The organism is Lujinxingia vulgaris (genome assembly GCF_007997005.1).
Taxonomy (GTDB): domain Bacteria; phylum Myxococcota_A; class Bradymonadia; order Bradymonadales; family Bradymonadaceae; genus Lujinxingia.
Genome location: NZ_VOSL01000056.1, coordinates 1 through 16,308, shown reverse-complemented (window position 1 = coordinate 16,308; position 16,308 = coordinate 1). Strand labels below are relative to the sequence as shown.

Annotated in this window: 10 protein-coding genes; 3 read left to right on the top strand and 7 right to left on the bottom strand. The window is 65.3% G+C overall.

What is annotated here, in order from left to right:
- Window positions 1-72: 72 nt before the first annotated feature.
- The 3 genes from cdd to FRC96_RS14345 all read right to left on the bottom strand — a co-directional run bounded on the left by cdd (window position 73) and on the right by FRC96_RS14345 (window position 3,346).
- On the bottom strand, window positions 73-513 hold the full coding sequence (gene cdd, locus FRC96_RS14355; RefSeq protein ID WP_146975357.1) for a cytidine deaminase: 441 nt from the start codon (window positions 511-513) through the stop codon (window positions 73-75).
- 36 nt (window positions 514-549) lie between these two features.
- Window positions 550-1,395: a purine-nucleoside phosphorylase gene (locus FRC96_RS14350; RefSeq protein ID WP_146975355.1), complete on the bottom strand. Its 846-nt coding sequence runs from the start codon at window positions 1,393-1,395 to the stop codon at window positions 550-552.
- Window positions 1,396-1,537: 142 nt separating this feature from the next.
- Window positions 1,538-3,346 (bottom strand): NupC/NupG family nucleoside CNT transporter, encoded by a 1,809-nt coding sequence (locus FRC96_RS14345; protein WP_230470277.1) that lies wholly within the window; start codon window positions 3,344-3,346, stop codon window positions 1,538-1,540.
- Window positions 3,347-3,586: 240 nt separating this feature from the next.
- Here FRC96_RS14345 and FRC96_RS14340 point away from each other — a divergent pair, with 240 nt between their 5' ends.
- On the top strand, window positions 3,587-3,859 hold the full coding sequence (locus FRC96_RS14340) for a NifU family protein (RefSeq protein WP_146975353.1): 273 nt from the start codon (window positions 3,587-3,589) through the stop codon (window positions 3,857-3,859).
- A gap of 251 nt (window positions 3,860-4,110) precedes the next feature.
- Entirely contained in the window at window positions 4,111-7,782 is a 3,672-nt protein-coding gene (gene metH / locus FRC96_RS14335) for a methionine synthase (RefSeq protein ID WP_146975351.1), read from the top strand.
- A 22-nt stretch (window positions 7,783-7,804) separates the two neighbouring features.
- Here metH and FRC96_RS14330 read toward each other — a convergent pair whose 3' ends face one another.
- Window positions 7,805-9,808 carry a hypothetical protein gene (locus FRC96_RS14330; RefSeq protein WP_146975349.1) on the bottom strand — a complete coding sequence of 668 codons (2,004 nt, stop codon included), beginning with the start codon at window positions 9,806-9,808 and terminating at the stop codon, window positions 7,805-7,807.
- A gap of 434 nt (window positions 9,809-10,242) precedes the next feature.
- Between FRC96_RS14330 and FRC96_RS14325 the strand changes: the two genes are divergently transcribed.
- A complete protein-coding gene (locus tag FRC96_RS14325; protein WP_230470276.1) occupies window positions 10,243-12,648 on the top strand; it encodes an N-acetylmuramoyl-L-alanine amidase in 2,406 nt (801 codons plus the stop codon).
- A gap of 173 nt (window positions 12,649-12,821) precedes the next feature.
- Here FRC96_RS14325 and dnaB read toward each other — a convergent pair whose 3' ends face one another.
- The 3 genes from dnaB to FRC96_RS22210 form a co-directional block, all read right to left on the bottom strand.
- On the bottom strand, window positions 12,822-14,192 hold the full coding sequence (dnaB, locus tag FRC96_RS14320; protein ID WP_146975348.1) for a replicative DNA helicase: 1,371 nt from the start codon (window positions 14,190-14,192) through the stop codon (window positions 12,822-12,824).
- Window positions 14,189-15,184, bottom strand: coding sequence for a DUF4388 domain-containing protein (locus FRC96_RS14315; RefSeq protein ID WP_146975346.1), 996 nt, complete (start codon window positions 15,182-15,184; stop codon window positions 14,189-14,191). The genes dnaB and FRC96_RS14315 overlap by 4 nt, the downstream gene beginning before the upstream one ends.
- 411 nt (window positions 15,185-15,595) lie before the next feature.
- On the bottom strand, window positions 15,596-16,308 hold a 713-nt coding region (locus tag FRC96_RS22210; RefSeq protein WP_230470275.1), incomplete at its 5' end, for a hypothetical protein.

Genomic DNA, 16,308 nt, shown 5'->3' with positions numbered 1-16,308 from the left:
CGGGAGCGCTGGCTCGCCCGACGCCCCCGAAGGCCCGGGCATGCAGCTCAACACCACGCAAAAAAAAGCGGTTTAGCCCTTTTCCAGAAAATCGCGGCCGGAGAAACGCATCGGCAAGAGCTGGTCGAGGGTGGTGAAGCGTCGATCGCCGCGGGTGTTGATCATCAAAATCGGCAGGTCGTCGCAGAACTCGGCCAGCACCTGGCGGCAGATGCCGCAGGGGGCCGAGGGCTCATCGACGTCGGTGACGACGCAGAGGGCCACGAACTCGCGCTGGTTGGAGGCGACGGCGGTGCCGATGGCGTTGCGCTCGGCGCAGACCGTGGCGCCGATCGTGGCGTTCTCCACGTTGCAGCCCACCACGATGTCGCCATCGGGGGTGAGCAGGGCGGCGCCCACCGGGAAGCGGGAGTAGGGCACGTAGGCGCGCTCGCGCACGGCGATGGCCGCCTTCTCCAGTCGCTGCCAGTCCTTCTCGGAGATGGCGCCAAAGGGCTCGTCCTGCTCACTCATGCGTGCCTCCCGTCAGGTGGGTGTGGAGCCGCCGGCTCAGAGGGTCTTGCCCAGGGCTTTGATCAGGCCACGGACAAGACCGGTGAAGGTCTCGCGGACGCGGTCGGCGGTCTCTTTGACCTCGTCGTGGTGGAGCTTTGTGTCGCTCAAGCCGGCGGCGAAGTTGGTGATGCAGCTGATGCCGGCGACCTTCATGCCACAGTGGTTGGCGACGATGACCTCGGGCACCGTCGACATGCCCACGGCGTCACCGCCCATCGTGCGCAGCATGCGCACCTCCGCCGGGGTCTCGTAGCTGGGGCCGGCGACCCCGGCGTAGACGCCCTCTTTGACCTCAATGTCCCGCTCCCGGGCCACGGCGTGCAGGAGCTCGCGGAGCTCTTTTGCGTAGGGATCGCTCATGTCGGGGAAGCGCGGGCCAAACGCGTCTTCGTTGGGGCCGTGCAGGGGGTTCTGGCCGGTGAAGTTGACCTGATCGCAGATGATCATCAGGTCGCCCGGGGCGTAGTCGGCGTTGATGCCGCCGGCGGAGTTGGTGACCACCAGGTGGTCGATGCCCATCAGGTGGAAGGCGCGCACCGGGAAGGTCACCTCCTGCATCGTCCAGCCCTCATAGAAGTGCGAGCGGCCCTGCATCACGACCACCGGCACGCCTTCGAGCTTGCCGAAGACCAGGCGGCCCTTGTGACCTTCCACACCCGAGACGGGGAAGTGGGGGATCTCGCTGTAGTCGATGGCGACGGCGTCATCGAGCTGGTCGCCGATGGCGCCCAGGCCGCTCCCCAGGATCATGGCGATGCGGGGGCTCTCGCTGATGCGAGTTTTGAGAAAATCAGCGCTGGCCTGCGCGCGCTCAGCCAGATCGGAGGTGTGCTTTGCCATAATCGATCTCCAATGGTTCGAAGTAAGGGGGGGCTGGCGAGGCGCTCAGCGCGAGGAGCTCGCCACATTCAGCGGGGGAAGCGCTCGCCAGGCCCAAAAAATAGAAAAAGTCTGGCGAGCGCCGCAGTCATGAATGAAAAAATTAGATGAGAATGCCGGCGATGGTGGCGGTCATGAACGCCGCCAGGGTGCCGCCGAACATCGCGCGCAGCGCGATGCGCGCAAGATCGCCCTTGCGCTCGGGGGCGATGCCGCCGATGCCACCGAGCTGAATGCCGATGGACCCGAAGTTGGCAAAGCCGCAGAGCGCGTAGGTGGCGATGATGATGGAGCGCTCCGAGAGCACGACGTTCGGGTCGAGCAGAAGCTGCTGGAGGCTGCCGTAGGCCACGAGCTCGTTGATGACCATCTTCTCACCGAGCAGACGCGCAATCGTGTAGCAGTCCTCGGCCGGCACGCCCATCACCCAGGCGAAGGGCCAGAAGATGTAGCCGAAGATGTCCTGCATGGTGATCACCGGGGCTACCCAGGAGGCGGTCATGCCCGGGGCGGCCTGCATCGTCTCAATGCAGCCCACCACCGCGGCGTCGGCCACGGTGGCCGGGTCGCAGCCCTCGGGGAGCGCCATGCCACCGGCGGCAAAAGCCTCGGCCAGTGAGCCCAGGGTGGATGTGTTGATCATCATGCTGGGCCAGGTGATCAGGTAGTTCACAAGCTCAATAAGCGCGATGAAGGCCAGAAGCATCGCGGCGACGTTGAGCGCGAGTTTCATGCCCTCGGCGGCGCCGCGGCTGGCGGCGTCGAGCACGTTGACGTCCTCGCGCAGGTCTTCCATCTCGAGCTTGCCGGCGGTCATGGGGTGGTCGGTCTCCGGGTAGATGATCTTGGCGATCACCAGCGCCGCAGGCGCGCTCATCACCGACGCCGCCAGCAGGTGGCCGGCGATATCGGGGAAGGAGGGCTCCATCATGCCCACGTAGATGGCCAGCACCCCGCCGGCCACCGTGGCAAAACCGCCGGTCATCACGACCATCAGCTCCGACATCGTCATGTTCTTGACGAAGGGTTTGACGACGAGCGGGGCCTCGGTCTGGCCCACGAAGATGTTGGCGGCGGCCGACATGCTTTCTGCGCCGCTGATGCCCATGGTGCGCTGCATCACCCAGGCGAACATATGCACGAGCTTCTGCATGATGCCCAGGTGGTAGAGCACGGTCATCAGGGCGCTGAAGAAGATGATGGTGGGCAGCACGGCAAACGCGAAGTTGATCAGCCCGCCCTCGACCGAGCCCGTCACGTAGCTTGAGAAGATGAAGTCGGCGCCGGTGTTGGTGAACTCAAGGAGCTTGCTGACGGCGACGGTGGCGACCTCAAAGACCTTCTGGCCGCCGGGCACGTAGAAGATAAAGAGAGCGAAGAGAAGCTGCAGGCCGGTGCCGATGCCCACGAGCTTCCAGTCGACTTTGCGGCGGTTGGTCGACATCAGCCAGGCCACGCCCAGAAGCGCGAAGATGCCAAAGAAGCTGATGAATTTCTCAAAGAAGCTCGACTCCTCGCCCTTCATGCGGCTGAGCTCGATCGTCTCGGGCTCGGCGCTCTGTGCGTCGACGGCGTCGGCGGCGGCGTTCTCGGGGGCTTCCTCGTTGGCCGACTCGCCAGCGGCGGCGACGGTGTCGGTGGCCTCGTCGTCCAGAGCCTCCTCGACCTGGTCAGCTTCAGCCGGAGGCGGGGAGGCCGCGGCTTCGTCGGGAAGCGCGGGTGACTCGCCAGCGTCGGCCAGCTCACCTGTATCGTCGCTGCCGGAGTCCGGCTGCGCGATCTCCTGGGCGACCGAGGTGGACGTGCGCCCGACGACCATGCCGGTGGCAATGACCGATGAGCAGAAGAGAAAGACGAACCACGCCATCGCGTAGAGGATGCGACGCTGAGCCAACTGGCGGGGGCTATGCATAGGGGCTGCTCCACGAAAAGGGGCCGAGAGACGCGCCACTCTATGCCCAAAGTCTTCCCTGTGACAAGGCGGCCTCTGCGAGCAGGAATGTTGGCAAAGGTGCCCTCGTTGGCTATACCGAAGCCGGTGAGTTTTGCCGGGTGAGTGGGCGCTCAGCTACAGGTGGTGCCCTGCTGAAGTCGGGGAGAATGAGACCGGCAGCGATGCCTCAGACGATATTTTTAACGCGGAGTTAAGGCGATGCGACGACAGATTCAGAAACTTATCGACGATGAGATCAACCCCTTTGTCGCCGGGCACGGCGGGCGCATCGAGCTTGTGGATTACCTCGATCGCAACGTCTACATCCAGATGATGGGCGGCTGTCAGGGGTGCGCGGCCTCGTCGGCCACGCTCAAGCAGGGCGTGGAGCGCCTCTTGCGCGAGGCGTTCAACGACGAGATCGCCCAGATCATCGACGTGACCGACCACGGCTCGGGTGATAACCCTTATTATACCGAGAGCCCCTTTTGAGTGAGGGAGCACGCTGCGCCTGCTAAGCTGGCGAGCGGGACGTTGAAGGCGCGCGACCGGTAGCGGTCCGCGCCTGTTTTTTTTGGGCAGGACGTTTGTGGAAGGTTGAGAAGGTGAGAGCGCCGCTTTAAGGCCGGCGCTTTTGCTGATGGTGCGCGGCGCCCGGTGGCGTCGCCGGATCCGTGCCTGCGTTCCGGGTGACCCGGTACGAGGCCGCCGCCCTTTCGAAGAGGGCGGCAAGGAGTGGTCGGATGGACGAGTCGAAGGTCAGTGGAATCGAAGCGGCGTTGAACGAACGCATCCTGGTGTTGGACGGGGCGATGGGCACGATGATCCAGCGCCATAAACTGCAAGAGGCCGACTTTCGGGGGGAGCGCTTTGCCGACCACCCCAGCCCCCTGCAGGGCAACAACGACCTGCTGGCGATGACGCGGCCGGATGTGATCGGCGCGATTCACCGCGAATATCTGGAGGCGGGCGCCGACATCATCGAGACGAACACCTTTAACGCCCAGCGCATCTCGATGGCGGACTACGACCTCGAAGACATCGTCTATGAGCTCAACGTGGCCGCCGCGAAGCTCGCGGTGGAGGTGGCCCGGGAGGTGAGCGCGCGGCCGGGGGAGCGCCCGCGTTTTGTGGCCGGATCGGTGGGCCCGACCAACCGCGCGCTCTCGATGTCGCCGGATGTGAACCGCCCGATGTACCGCGCGGTGAGCTTTGATGAAATCCGTGAGGCCTACGCCGAGCAGATCGAGGGGTTGATGGACGGGGGTGTCGACCTGCTCCTGGCCGAGACGGTCTTTGATACGCTCAACCTCAAAGCCTTCATTGTGGCGATGGAGGAGGTCTTTGAGCGACGCGGGGAGCGGCTGCCGCTGATGATCTCGGTGACGATCACCGATCGCAGCGGGCGCACCCTCTCCGGCCAGACCATCGAGGCCTTCTGGACCTCGGTGGCCCACGCTCGCCCCTTAAGCGTGGGCATCAACTGCGCGCTGGGCGCCGAAGAGATGCGCCCCTTTATGGGGGAGCTCGCGCGTATCGCGCCGATCTACACGAGCTGCTACCCCAACGCCGGGCTGCCCAACGAGTTCGGGGAGTACGAGCAGTCGGCCGCGCAGATGGCCACGATCATCGAGGAGTTTGCGCAGCAGGGCTGGCTCAACGTGGTGGGAGGCTGCTGCGGCACCACCCCGGAGCATATCGGTGCGATTGCTGAGCGCGTGAGCACCTACGCCCCGCGCGTGCCGCCGGCGGGCGACACCCTGACGCGTTTCTCGGGGCTGGAGCCCTGTGTGCTGCGCCCCGACGCCAACTTCACGATGGTTGGCGAGCGCACCAACGTGACCGGCTCGCGCAAGTTTGCGCGGCTGATCCGCGCCGAAGATTACGAAGAGGCGCTCTCGGTGGCGCGCCATCAGGTTGAGGGCGGCGCCAACATCCTGGACATCAACGTCGACGACGGGATGCTCGACTCCGCAAAGGTGATGACGGATTTCTTGAACCTGATCGCGACTGAGCCGGAGATCAGCAAGCTGCCGATCATGATCGATTCGTCGCGTTGGGAGGTGATCGAGGCCGGGCTCAAGTGCGTGCAGGGCAAGGCCATTGTGAACTCCATCAGCCTTAAGGAGGGCGAGGAGGTGTTCCGGCGCCAGGCCGAGACGATAAGGCGTTACGGGGCGGCGGTGGTCGTGATGCTCTTTGATGAAGAGGGGCAGGCGGTCACGCTTGAGCATCGCCGGCGCATCGCGCACCGCGCCGTGGCGATCTTGAAGGACGTGGGCTTCGGAGCGCAGGACATCATCTTCGACGCCAACATCCTCACCGTGGGCACCGGCATGGCCGAGCACGACGACTACGCGGTGGGCTTTATCGAGGGCGTGCGCGCCATCAAGAGCGAGATCGAGGGGGTTAAGACGGTCGGCGGGGTGAGCAACGTCTCCTTCTCGTTCCGCGGTCAGGATGCGGTGCGCGAGGCGATCAACGCGGCGTTTTTGTACCACGCGATCAAGGCCGGCCTGGATATGGGCATCGTCAACGCCGGGCAGATTGAGGTGTACGACGAGATCAACCCGGAGTTGTTGGAGCTTGTCGAAGACATGCTGCTCAACCGTCGGCCGGATGCCACCGAGCGCCTGGTGGATTTTTCGACCAGCTACAGCGCCGATCCGCGTCGGGAGGCCAGTGAGGCCAAATGGCGCGAGGGCACGGTTGAGGAGCGTCTCAAGCATGCGCTGGTCAAGGGCATCGTCGATTATGTGGACGTCGATGTGAACGAGGCGCTGGAGCTCTATCCGCGGGCGCTCGACATCATCGAAGGTCCGCTGATGGCGGGGATGGGCGTGGTGGGCGATCTCTTTGGTGAGGGCAAGATGTTCTTGCCCCAGGTGGTCAAGAGCGCCCGGGCGATGAAGAAGGCTGTGGCGATCTTGTTGCCCCGGATGGAGGCCGAGAAAGAGGATGGCGAGGCCGAGGGGCGCGGTACCATTGTGATGGCCACGGTCAAAGGCGATGTGCACGACATCGGCAAAAACATCGTGGGGGTGGTGCTGGGCTGCAACAACTACGAGGTGGTGGACCTGGGCGTGATGGTGCCGGCCGAGCAGATCCTGGACGCGGTGGAGGAGCATCACGCCGACGTTCTGGGCTTGAGCGGGCTGATCACCCCCTCGCTCGACGAGATGGTGCACGTGGCCAGCGAGATGGAGAGGCGCGGCATGAAGGTGCCGCTCTTGATTGGCGGCGCCACCACAAGTCGCAGGCATACCTCGATCAAGATCTCGCCCAACTACAGCGGGGCGGTGGTGCATGTTGTGGACGCGTCGCGGGTGGGCGCGGCGGTGGGCGGGCTTCTGGGCGATGAGAAGGAGGCCTACATCGAGGAGAACCGGGAGCAGCAGGCCCGCGACCGCGAGATCTACAAGCAGCGCAACAAGCGCCCGCTCCTAAGCCTGGAGGAGGCGCGCGCCCGGCGTACGCCCATTGCCTTTAAGCCCGAAGACATCGCCACGCCGAGCTTTCTGGGCGTGCGCCAGATCGACGACCTCTCGCTGGAGGCGTTGATCCCCTACATCGACTGGACGCCCTTCTTTGTGGCCTGGGAGATCCGCGGGGCCTACCCGCAGGTGCTGGATGACGAGCGTTATCGCGAGATCGCGCGCGAGACCTTCGATAACGGCCGGCGGATGCTCGATCAGATCGTGGCCGATCGCTCGTTGCGCGCCAGCGCCGCCTGGGGGTTCTTCCCGGCGAACGCCGAGGGCGACGATATTTTGCTCTTTGAAGATGAGACGCGTCAGACGGTGCAGGAGCGCCTCTGCATGCTGCGTCAGCAGCGTAAGCGTCACGGGGAGGAGCAGGCCAACCGCTGCCTCGCCGACTATGTCGCGCCGGTGGCGAGCGGGCTCGACGACTACATCGGGGCGTTTGCGGTCTGTGCCGGGCACGGGGTCGATGAGCTCGTGGCGCGCTACCACGCCGACCACGACGACTACCGCGCGATCATGGTCAAGGTGCTCGCAGATCGCCTGGCCGAAGCCTTCGCGGAGTATCTGCATCGCCAGGCCAGGGAGGCCTGGGGTTACGGGCGCGGCGAGTCGCTGAGCAATGAGGAGCTCATCGCCGAGAAGTATCGGGGGATTCGCCCGGCGCCGGGCTACCCGGCCTGCCCGGACCACACCGAGAAGGCCAAACTCTGGGAGCTGCTCGACGTGGAGAGGCGCGCGGGGCTCAAGCTCACCGAGAGCTTTGCGATGTGGCCCACCGCCGCGGTCAGCGGCTGGTACTTTGGCCACCCCGAGGCGCGTTATCTGCGCGTGGGCGACGTGGGCGAGGACCAGATCAAAGACTACGCGCGGCGCAAACAGATGAGCGTCGCCGAGGTCGAGCGCTGGCTCGCGCCCAACCTCGGCTACTGAGGCCGACCCGGTAGCTGCCGGGTTATTCGCCGGCCTCGACCTGCTCGTCGAGGTCGGAGGCGGCTTCCAGGTTGAGGCCGACCGCCAGGCGGTCGGCCTGCTGGCCGTGCACATCGATCTGGGGATCGCCGATGCGCGCCCATTCGAGCTCCGCGCCCCCCTGCACGCTGAGGTTGGAGGCGGCCAGAGAGGGGATGAGCTCAATGAGCTCGGTGACAAGCCCGGTGACACGCGCCGCATCGAGATCGAGCAGGGGGGAGTTGGCCAGGTCACCCTTGGCCTCAATATCCAGGTCGAACTTGAGCGTGTCGGCCTCGACCGTGGGCACCACGTCGAGGTTGATGAAGAGGGCGATGCTCACCACGAGCTCGCGGGGCTGGTCGGCATGCAGCAAGAAGATGTCGATGATGAAGTCGCCCATGCCCACTTCGATCGCGCCGCCGGTTTCTTCGTCGGTGTCGACGAGCTCGGCCACCGGGGGCAGCAGCGGGCGCAGGCCCAGCCCCACCGGGGTGCCCGGCGCGGCCAGATCGCGGATGCGCTGGTCGGCGAGCAGCGCGGCCAGCCCGTCGACCGTCAGATCGAAGGGCAGGGCGACGGCGCCCAGGTCGTCGCCGCCGATCACCTGGTGGAAGAGGCCGCTGCGCCAGACGCCGTGCAGCGCGCGATCGAGGGCGGTGTTGTTGGTGTGCATGCGCAGGGGGCTGGCCAGGTTGGAGCCGCCCGTCGGGCCGAGCTCGCGGACCAGCACCCCGGCCACATCCTCCACGTCGGGGTGGGCCTCGGTGGGGAAGACCATCGAGACATCGACCAGCATGCCCTGCGGCGTGATGAGCAACGCCTCAAAGCCCAGGGTCAGCTCCACGCTGCGCCCCAGAAACTCAAAGTTCTGGGTGAGGAGCGCCGGGTCGTAGAGGCTCTCCACGATGAGGTTGCCCACAAACTCCGCAAAGGCCACCTGGAGGAGGTTTCCGACGATGTTGCGCAGGGTGTCGTTGTCTTCGATGAGGTTGCTGGTGATGTCGCTGTTCTCGAGCACAAGCTCGGAGTCGAGGATGCGCAGCTCCAGGCTGTTGTCTTCGCGCGGGGAGAGCTCGATTTGCAGGTTGACGCCGACGGTGGCGATCGCCACGTAGCCCTCGATGGGCTCGTCGCCGTTGATCGAGAAGATGCCGTCGAGGCGCAGCGCGTCGACCTGCATGGCGATGTCGAGGTAGCCATCCTGGGGGGTGATCGCCAGGTCGAGGTTCTCAAAGGCGACGCCGGTGATCTCAAAGTTCTCGGGGAGCTCGGCCTCGGCCACAAAGGCCATGATGCGCTCGGGGGTCACAAAGGCCTCAACCACCTCGCTGATGCGCTCAAAGCCGGTGCGGCTGACCTCCACGCGTAGGGCGTCCTCGATCGGCGAGTCGGGCTCGCCGAGGGGCCCGAAGTTGACGCCGCGGCGCGTGGCGCTCTCGTTGCCGGCGCGGTCAATCGCGGTCACGGTGACCACGTTGAGACCCGGGTTGAGCGCCAGCTCGTAGCTGAAGGCGCCCTCCTCATCGACGTCGATGATCTGCTCGCCAACTTTGACCAGGAAGAGCCCGGTGCCTTCCTCCACGACGTTGCCGCTGACCGTCACCGAGGTGGCGGTAGTGGCGTCGAGCACCGCGGCGCGCTGGGGGCTGCTTAAGGTGAGCTGCGGGGCCAGGGAGTCGACGACAAAATCGACCTGATCCTCCCGACCGTCGCCGCGCACCGTCACGTTGGCCTCACCTTCGGCGAAGGGCAGGAGCACCTCCCAGCTGCCGCCGGTGACGTCGACGGGCTCCCCGTTGACGTCAATCTGGTCGATGTTCTCGGCGGTGCCGCGCACGCGCACGTTACTTGTCGAGACGAGTTCACCCTCGGTGGGGGAGGTGATGCTCAGTGAGCGCTCGGTGGTCTCGGCGGGCTGATCGTCGCCGGAGCAGGCCAGGGGAGAGGCGCAGAGGGCGCCGACAAGCGCCAGAGTCCCGAGGGCGCGGCCTTGAAAAAAAGTCATCGGTGGTGCTCCAGAGGAGATGGTTCGAGGGGAAGCCGAGAGGCGGCCGTCAGACCTGTTGGTGATAGCGAGTTTGGGCGGTCGAATCAATGACCGGGGCAGGGGATCAGGCGTCGCGTTAGCTGTGCCATAATGTCGCACAGGGTGGGTCTGTGTGCCTCATGTTCCTACATTGTCCTACATCAGCGTGCGAGGATCTGGCGTTAAGGGGGCCGAGCCAACGAGAGGATCGGGTGAAATAAGCGCACGCTCACTGAGGATCGTCGAACTCAAGCGGAGTCGCCGGCCAGGGTGGCCCGAAACTTGTAGTGCGAGGGCGGCACATGAAGCGCGTTTCTCCGTCCATTGGCGAGTATTGCTGGCCACACGGGCTCTCTGAGGCCATACTTCGGGCGCGGCAATCCTGCGATAGTTTTTATGCGATGAGGCACTGCATGTTGAATCGGGCCAGAATGAACTGGGTGATGTGGGCGTGTGCGATGATGCTGGGTGCGGGCGCCTGCGCCGGTGAGGGAGAGCCGGAGGTGTCCAGCGAGCGTGGGGCTCTGGGAGAGGGCGCGCTCGATGAGCGCGCGAGCCTGCCCGCCGACGGGCGCGAGCTGCTCGACGGCGACCACGCCGACCACCGCCACCATGCCTCGGTGGTGCTGGCCTCGCCAGAGGCTGTTGCCGAGCTCTTTGACGAAGACGCTAACCTGGCGCGCCTGGAGTACCCCGACGCGTTTCAGCAGGTCGGCTGGATGATGGACGCCGACAGCCTGGCGGGCATGGAGTATCGCGTGGCCCGCGCCGACGGCAGCTTCTCGAAGTGGGAGCCGGTGGAGGTCTACTGGAACGAAGGGCGCATGTTTAACGCCCGGGTGCGCCTCAGTGCGCCGACGCATGTGATGGAGCTGCGCGGCTTTGAGGGCATCACCTTTGCCGAGATCGAGTTTTTTGAAGAGGTCGTCGCCCCCGAGCAGATTCAGCGCCGGGAGCGGCCGCTACCGCCGGAGGTGGGTGATGGCGGTCCCATCGGCACGCGTCGGCAGGCCTCGGTGGCGCCGCGCAGCCTGGTGATCCCCCGCTCGGAGTGGGGCGCGATCAACCCGGGCAAGATTTGCGGCAGCGTGGTCGCGCCCTACCGCGCGAGCATCCACCACACCTACTCGCCATCCAATGACGGCGCCGACGCGGCCGCGCGGGTGCGCCAGATGCAGAGCTACCACGTCAACACCCGCGGCTGGTGCGACATCGGTTACCACTTCATCGTCAGCCAGGCCGGCAACATCTACCAGGGGCGCTCGCGCTCGGATCGCCCCGGCGCGCACGTGGGCAACCAGAACTCCGGCAATGTGGGCATCAGCTTTATCGCCGACTTCACCACGCAGACCCCCAGCCAGACCCAGCTCAACGCCGGCGCGCGCATGCTCCAGTGGGTGCATGAGACCCACGGGGTGCCGATGACGCGCACCGCCGTCAAAGGCCACCGTGAGTGGCCGGGGCAGAGCACGAGCTGCCCGGGTGGCAACATGATCAGCAGCCTGAATACGCTCTTGCAAAAGACCCGCGATCTGATCGACCCGCCCGCGCCGCAGACCTATGAGGTGGCGCTGGACGTGACGCTCAAAGGCGGCGACGCGATGGTCGACCAGGGCTCCAGCGAGGGGGTGGCCGATGTGCTGCCCGGAGCTGAGCTTACCGCGGAGATCATGCTGAAGAACGCCTCCTCGTCGGTGATCCGCGGGGTGCGTCTGGGCTACGCCTTTGATGAGCTGGGCCTGACGCCGTTGAGCTACACGATTGAGTCGGACCACCCCGCGCTCGACCAGAGCAGCTGGAGCACCAACGACGCGATGGAGGTTGAGAGCAACCCGGATCCTGCGCAGATGGGGAGCTCGGGTGAGCTTGTGATGAACGCGTTCTCGGCCGGGGAGTCGAAGCGGGTGGTGGTGACGCTTCGGGCCGATGCGTACAGCTTTGCGATGGCGCCTTTTGGGGGCGTGCGCGCCTTCGTGACGCATATTGACGACGTGTACGCGCAGAGCGCCTTTGGTTCTACGCCTTCTGTGAACCGCACCGGCACCACGCTGCGCGCACACGCCGGGCTGGATATCTTCGCCACCGACGCCTGGTTCTTTGAAGGGCCCGAAGGGCCCGATGTGGAGGGCTGGACGGCCCAGGGCACCGACGCTTTTGATGATTTCCGCCTGAACACCTCCCACGGTCTGCTCGCGCTTCATCTGGTCGGCGAGGGCGCCACGGTGAGCTCACCGGCATGGACAGCGATCGACGCCGATGCCTTCCCGGAGCTGGTGCTGCGGGCGCGCTCGCATGATGGCGATCACATCAAAGCCGTGTACTGGGCACGCGATGGTGAGGCGTTTTCCGAGGAGCGAAGCGTGCGCTTTGAGGCGCCGGGTGATGGCGAGTACCACGATCTGATCGTGAATCTAAGCGAGCACCCTCAGTGGTCGGGGCAGATCAACGCGCTGCGCATCGCGCCGCTGGCCGAGGGCGCGCCGACCGAAGATGAGAGCGGCTGGTATGATATGGACCACATCTACCTGCAAAACCGCGCGGCGGGCACGACGACCACCGAGTTTGGTCCGGTGATCGATCAGGCGGCGGTGGCGTTGCTGGCCGACGACGATGCGCAGCCCGGCGTGGGCGGCCCCGATCGCGACAGCGATCAGGGGGGCCGCACCCCGGGGCTCGGCGCCAACGATGGGGAGCAGCCCGGCGTGCGCACCGCCTCGGGTTGCGCGACCACCGGGCAGCAGGGCGGTGGAGCGCCGGCGGCGGCGCTCCTGCTGCTGCTGGGGTGGATGCTTGCCTCCCGGCGTCGCGCTGAGGCTTAAGGTCTATCGGAGTGGGGAGTGAGGCGACCTCCCCGCCATCCTGCCCGTTTTGGGTGTGCTAAGCCCCTGAAAACGTTGCGGAAATAAAACCCGCCCCCTCGCAAAGCGAGGGGGCGGGTTTGTGTTGCTCGGTTCAACGCACGGCGCCGGCCGGGCGCGGCGGGTCTGCGGAGTTACTCGGCGACTGCCATCGAGGCCACCCGCGCGGCGTCTTCCGGCGCCAGGTTCTCAAAGCGGGTGTAGGGCCCGAAGAAGCGCATATGCACCGTGCCGATCGAGCCGTTACGGTGCTTGCCGATGATGAACTCCGCCAGCCCTTTGGCTTCGCTCTCCGGGTGGTAGACCTCATCGCGGTAGATAAACCCGATGAGGTCGGCGTCCTGCTCGATGGCCCCGGATTCACGAAGGTCGCTCATCATGGGGCGTTTGTCGGCGCGCTGCTCGACGCCGCGGTTGAGCTGGGCGAGCGCGATGATGGGGACGTTGAGCTCCTTGGCCACGCCTTTGAGGCCGCGGGAGATCTCACTGATCTCCTGCTCGCGGGAGGCCGACTTGCTGCGCTGCGAGCCCGTCATCAGCTGGAGGTAGTCGACAAAGATCATGCCGATGTCGTGCTCGGCTTTGAGCCGGCGGCACTTCGAGCGGAACTCCATAATGGAGAGGCCCGGGGTGTCATCGAGAAAGATCTTGGACTCCGAGAGGGTGCCGGCGGCCTTGATAAGCCGCGCCCACTCCTGCTCGGTCATCGAGCCGCGGCGCAGGTTGGACTGGTTGATGCGCGCCTCGCTGCAGAGCATACGGATGGCGAGCTGCTCGTTGCTCATCTCCAGGCTGAAGAAGACCGCGGGGACCTTGCGCATGATCGCGGCATGCGCGGTCATGTTCAGCGTAAAGCTCGTCTTACCCATGGCGGGGCGTGCGGCGACGATGATGAGGTCGGAGGGCTGCCAGCCGGCGGTGATCTCATCGAGATCGATAAAGCCGCTGGGCACGCCGGTGATCGTCTCGCTCTTCTGGTAGAGCTTCTCGATCTGGTCAAACGCGCTTTTGACGACCTCGCGCATTGAGGTGTAGCCGCGTTTCTGCCCGCTCTGGGTGATGGAGAAGAGGCGCTGTTCGGCCTCATCCATGAAGGTCTCGACGTCGTTGACGTCGTTATAACACTCCCCGACGAGCTCATCGGCGGTGGCGATGAACTGGCGCAACGCGGACTTACGCCGCACGATCGCCGAATACTGCCCGACATTCGCCGCCGAGGGGACCTCGCCGGAGAGGCGCGTCAGGTAGGTGGCACCGCCGGCGGCTTCCAGGTTGTCTTCGGCGCTTAAGAAGTCAGCCAGGGTGAGCACGTCGACCGGCTCGGAGCGGCCGTGCAGCGCGCTCATCGCTCGGAAGATGTGTCGGTGGGCCTCCCGGTAGAAGTCCTCCGGCTTGAGGGTGCCGGAGAGCTCGTCGAGGACGCGATTGTCGAGAAGAATCGCACCGAGCACGCTGCGCTCGGCGTCCTCGTTATGGGGAGGCACCCTTAAGGGCGCCTGGCTCATCCTTCAGTGCTCACGTAGTCGTTGCGGATCAGGTGCAGAAGCCCCTGCATCGTCTCGAGATCGCCGTGGCTGCTCTTGTTGAGCACCATGGAGACCGAGCCGTTATTGAGCACCAGCTGGAAGGTGTCGAGCTGCTCGGGGCTGAGCTGGCTTAAGGGCGCGATCAGCGGGGTGGGGATGCTCAAGCGCGCGTGAATCTGGGGGACATCCGGACCCAGGTTCTGGATCTCGTCGAGGATGCGCATCCCCTCCATCATCAACGACTCGATGGACTCGTCGATCTCGTTATCAAAGCTCTCGTCCGTGGGCTGCTCCAGCGAGAAGGTGCCCTCGCGCCAGGCGATCAGCCGGTAGAAGGCTTTGTAGGGATCGAGCTCGTGGTCGTCGTTGATGGTCGCAAAGTAGACGCGGCCCTGACGCAGGTAGATCTTGCCGATGTCGTCGCCCATGATCACCAGCACGCCGGATTTGCGGCTGGTGCTGAAGAGCTGGAGAAGATCGGGGAGGGGCACTTCTTCGATGAGCCCGGAGATCGAGCCGGTCAGCGTGCCGCCCATCGTGCGGTTGACCGCCGGGGAGGCCATGGTGCGGTTGGGCTGGGTCGGCGGGGCGGTCGGGGAGTGATGATCGTCGCCGGCCATCGGGGTACCGATCTCGGGGCCGGTGTCGTCGGCGCCGCTGTCGCGGTGGACCAGCTTGATGATGTTGGTGCCGATGAGGATGCGGTCGCCCTCTTTGATGCGCGACTTCGAGATCTTCTCACCGTTGACGAAGGTGCCGTTGGTGCTTCCGAAGTCCTCGATCATCAGCTCGCCACCATAGCTGGTGATGCGGGCATGACGACGCGAGACCATATCCTCGACCAGGACCATGTCGAGCTCACTGCCACGGCCGATCTCGATCTCGGAGTCCAGCTCGAGCGGAAATTCACCGCCCTGGTACTTGCCAGAGATGAACTTCAGGACGTAGCCGCCTGTTTGGGAACGATTCAAGATGACCTCTCCTCAATCACCAGCAATCGAGGCGCGGGAAGTGCGTGAAATAGGGGACCAGGCTGAGATTTGGTCGACGAGTGCGCCTACGTTACGAGACGTAATAAGCGACCGTCAACCGCGGGTCCGCACGCCACGGTGCGAAGCCGCGCCCCTGTTCTATCAGAGGGTTGTTTCAGGGCGCAACGCCCAAGGTGGGGTGAATCGACCTCAGCGACCCCGGTTGAGGGAGGCGTCAGGCACACCGACCTTGAACAGGGGCGATGGTAAGCCAGCGGGCGGCGGTAGCAAATAATTTCAGGGGGATAGGAGAAAAAAGATTCACCCCGCCCGGGGCCTGCGGCCCGGGCGGGGTGATCGATGTACGAGGGGGCGATGGCCAGGGCCTGGCGAGTCCAGACCTCGCGTCGCTTAAAAGTAGAAGGAGGCGTTGAGGCCCAGCGACTCCGAGCGCGCGCTCAACCCCTCGGAGAAGGAGAGATCGTTGCCAAACCCGTAGACGTTGTAGAGGTAGCGCAGCCCGACGCCAAAGCTGTTGAAGCGAAGATCGAGGCCGCCGCCCAGGCGCACCGCGCCGCCCACAGCCGTCTCCTGAAGGAAGGCGTCCTGGAAGTGGTAGCCGCCCAGGCCGGCCATCACAAAGGGCTCAAAGATGCCCAGCGAGGGCTGCAGCTTGAGATCGCCGCTGAGTCCCATCACGGCGATGTCGGTGCCGGAGACGTTGGGATCAAAGGTGTACCCACCTGCATGGAAGCCCAGCTCAAAGCCCAGCAGCTCGCCGCGCACGCCCAGGCCGATGTTGAACTCGTTGCCGGGAAGCGCACTGTCGGAGATCTGATTGGCGTCGAAGCCGCCCATGCCCAGCCCCAGGGTCAGGTAGCCATCGAGCGGCGAGGTCGACGGGGAGCGCGGGGAAGCGGGCGCATTGTAATGTTCGCGCGTGTCGCTGGTGGAGGTGTGGTGGATGTGGGTGGTGGAGCGCACCGAGGTGGTGCGGCGCGTGTTGTGACGGGTGCGCACGTGGGTCCGTGTGGTGCGCGAGGTGCCGGGGCGCGTGACCACACGGGGCTGGCCGACCGGCCGCGCGCCCGGACGTGCGGCCGAGGGTCGAGGGCGGGTGGTGC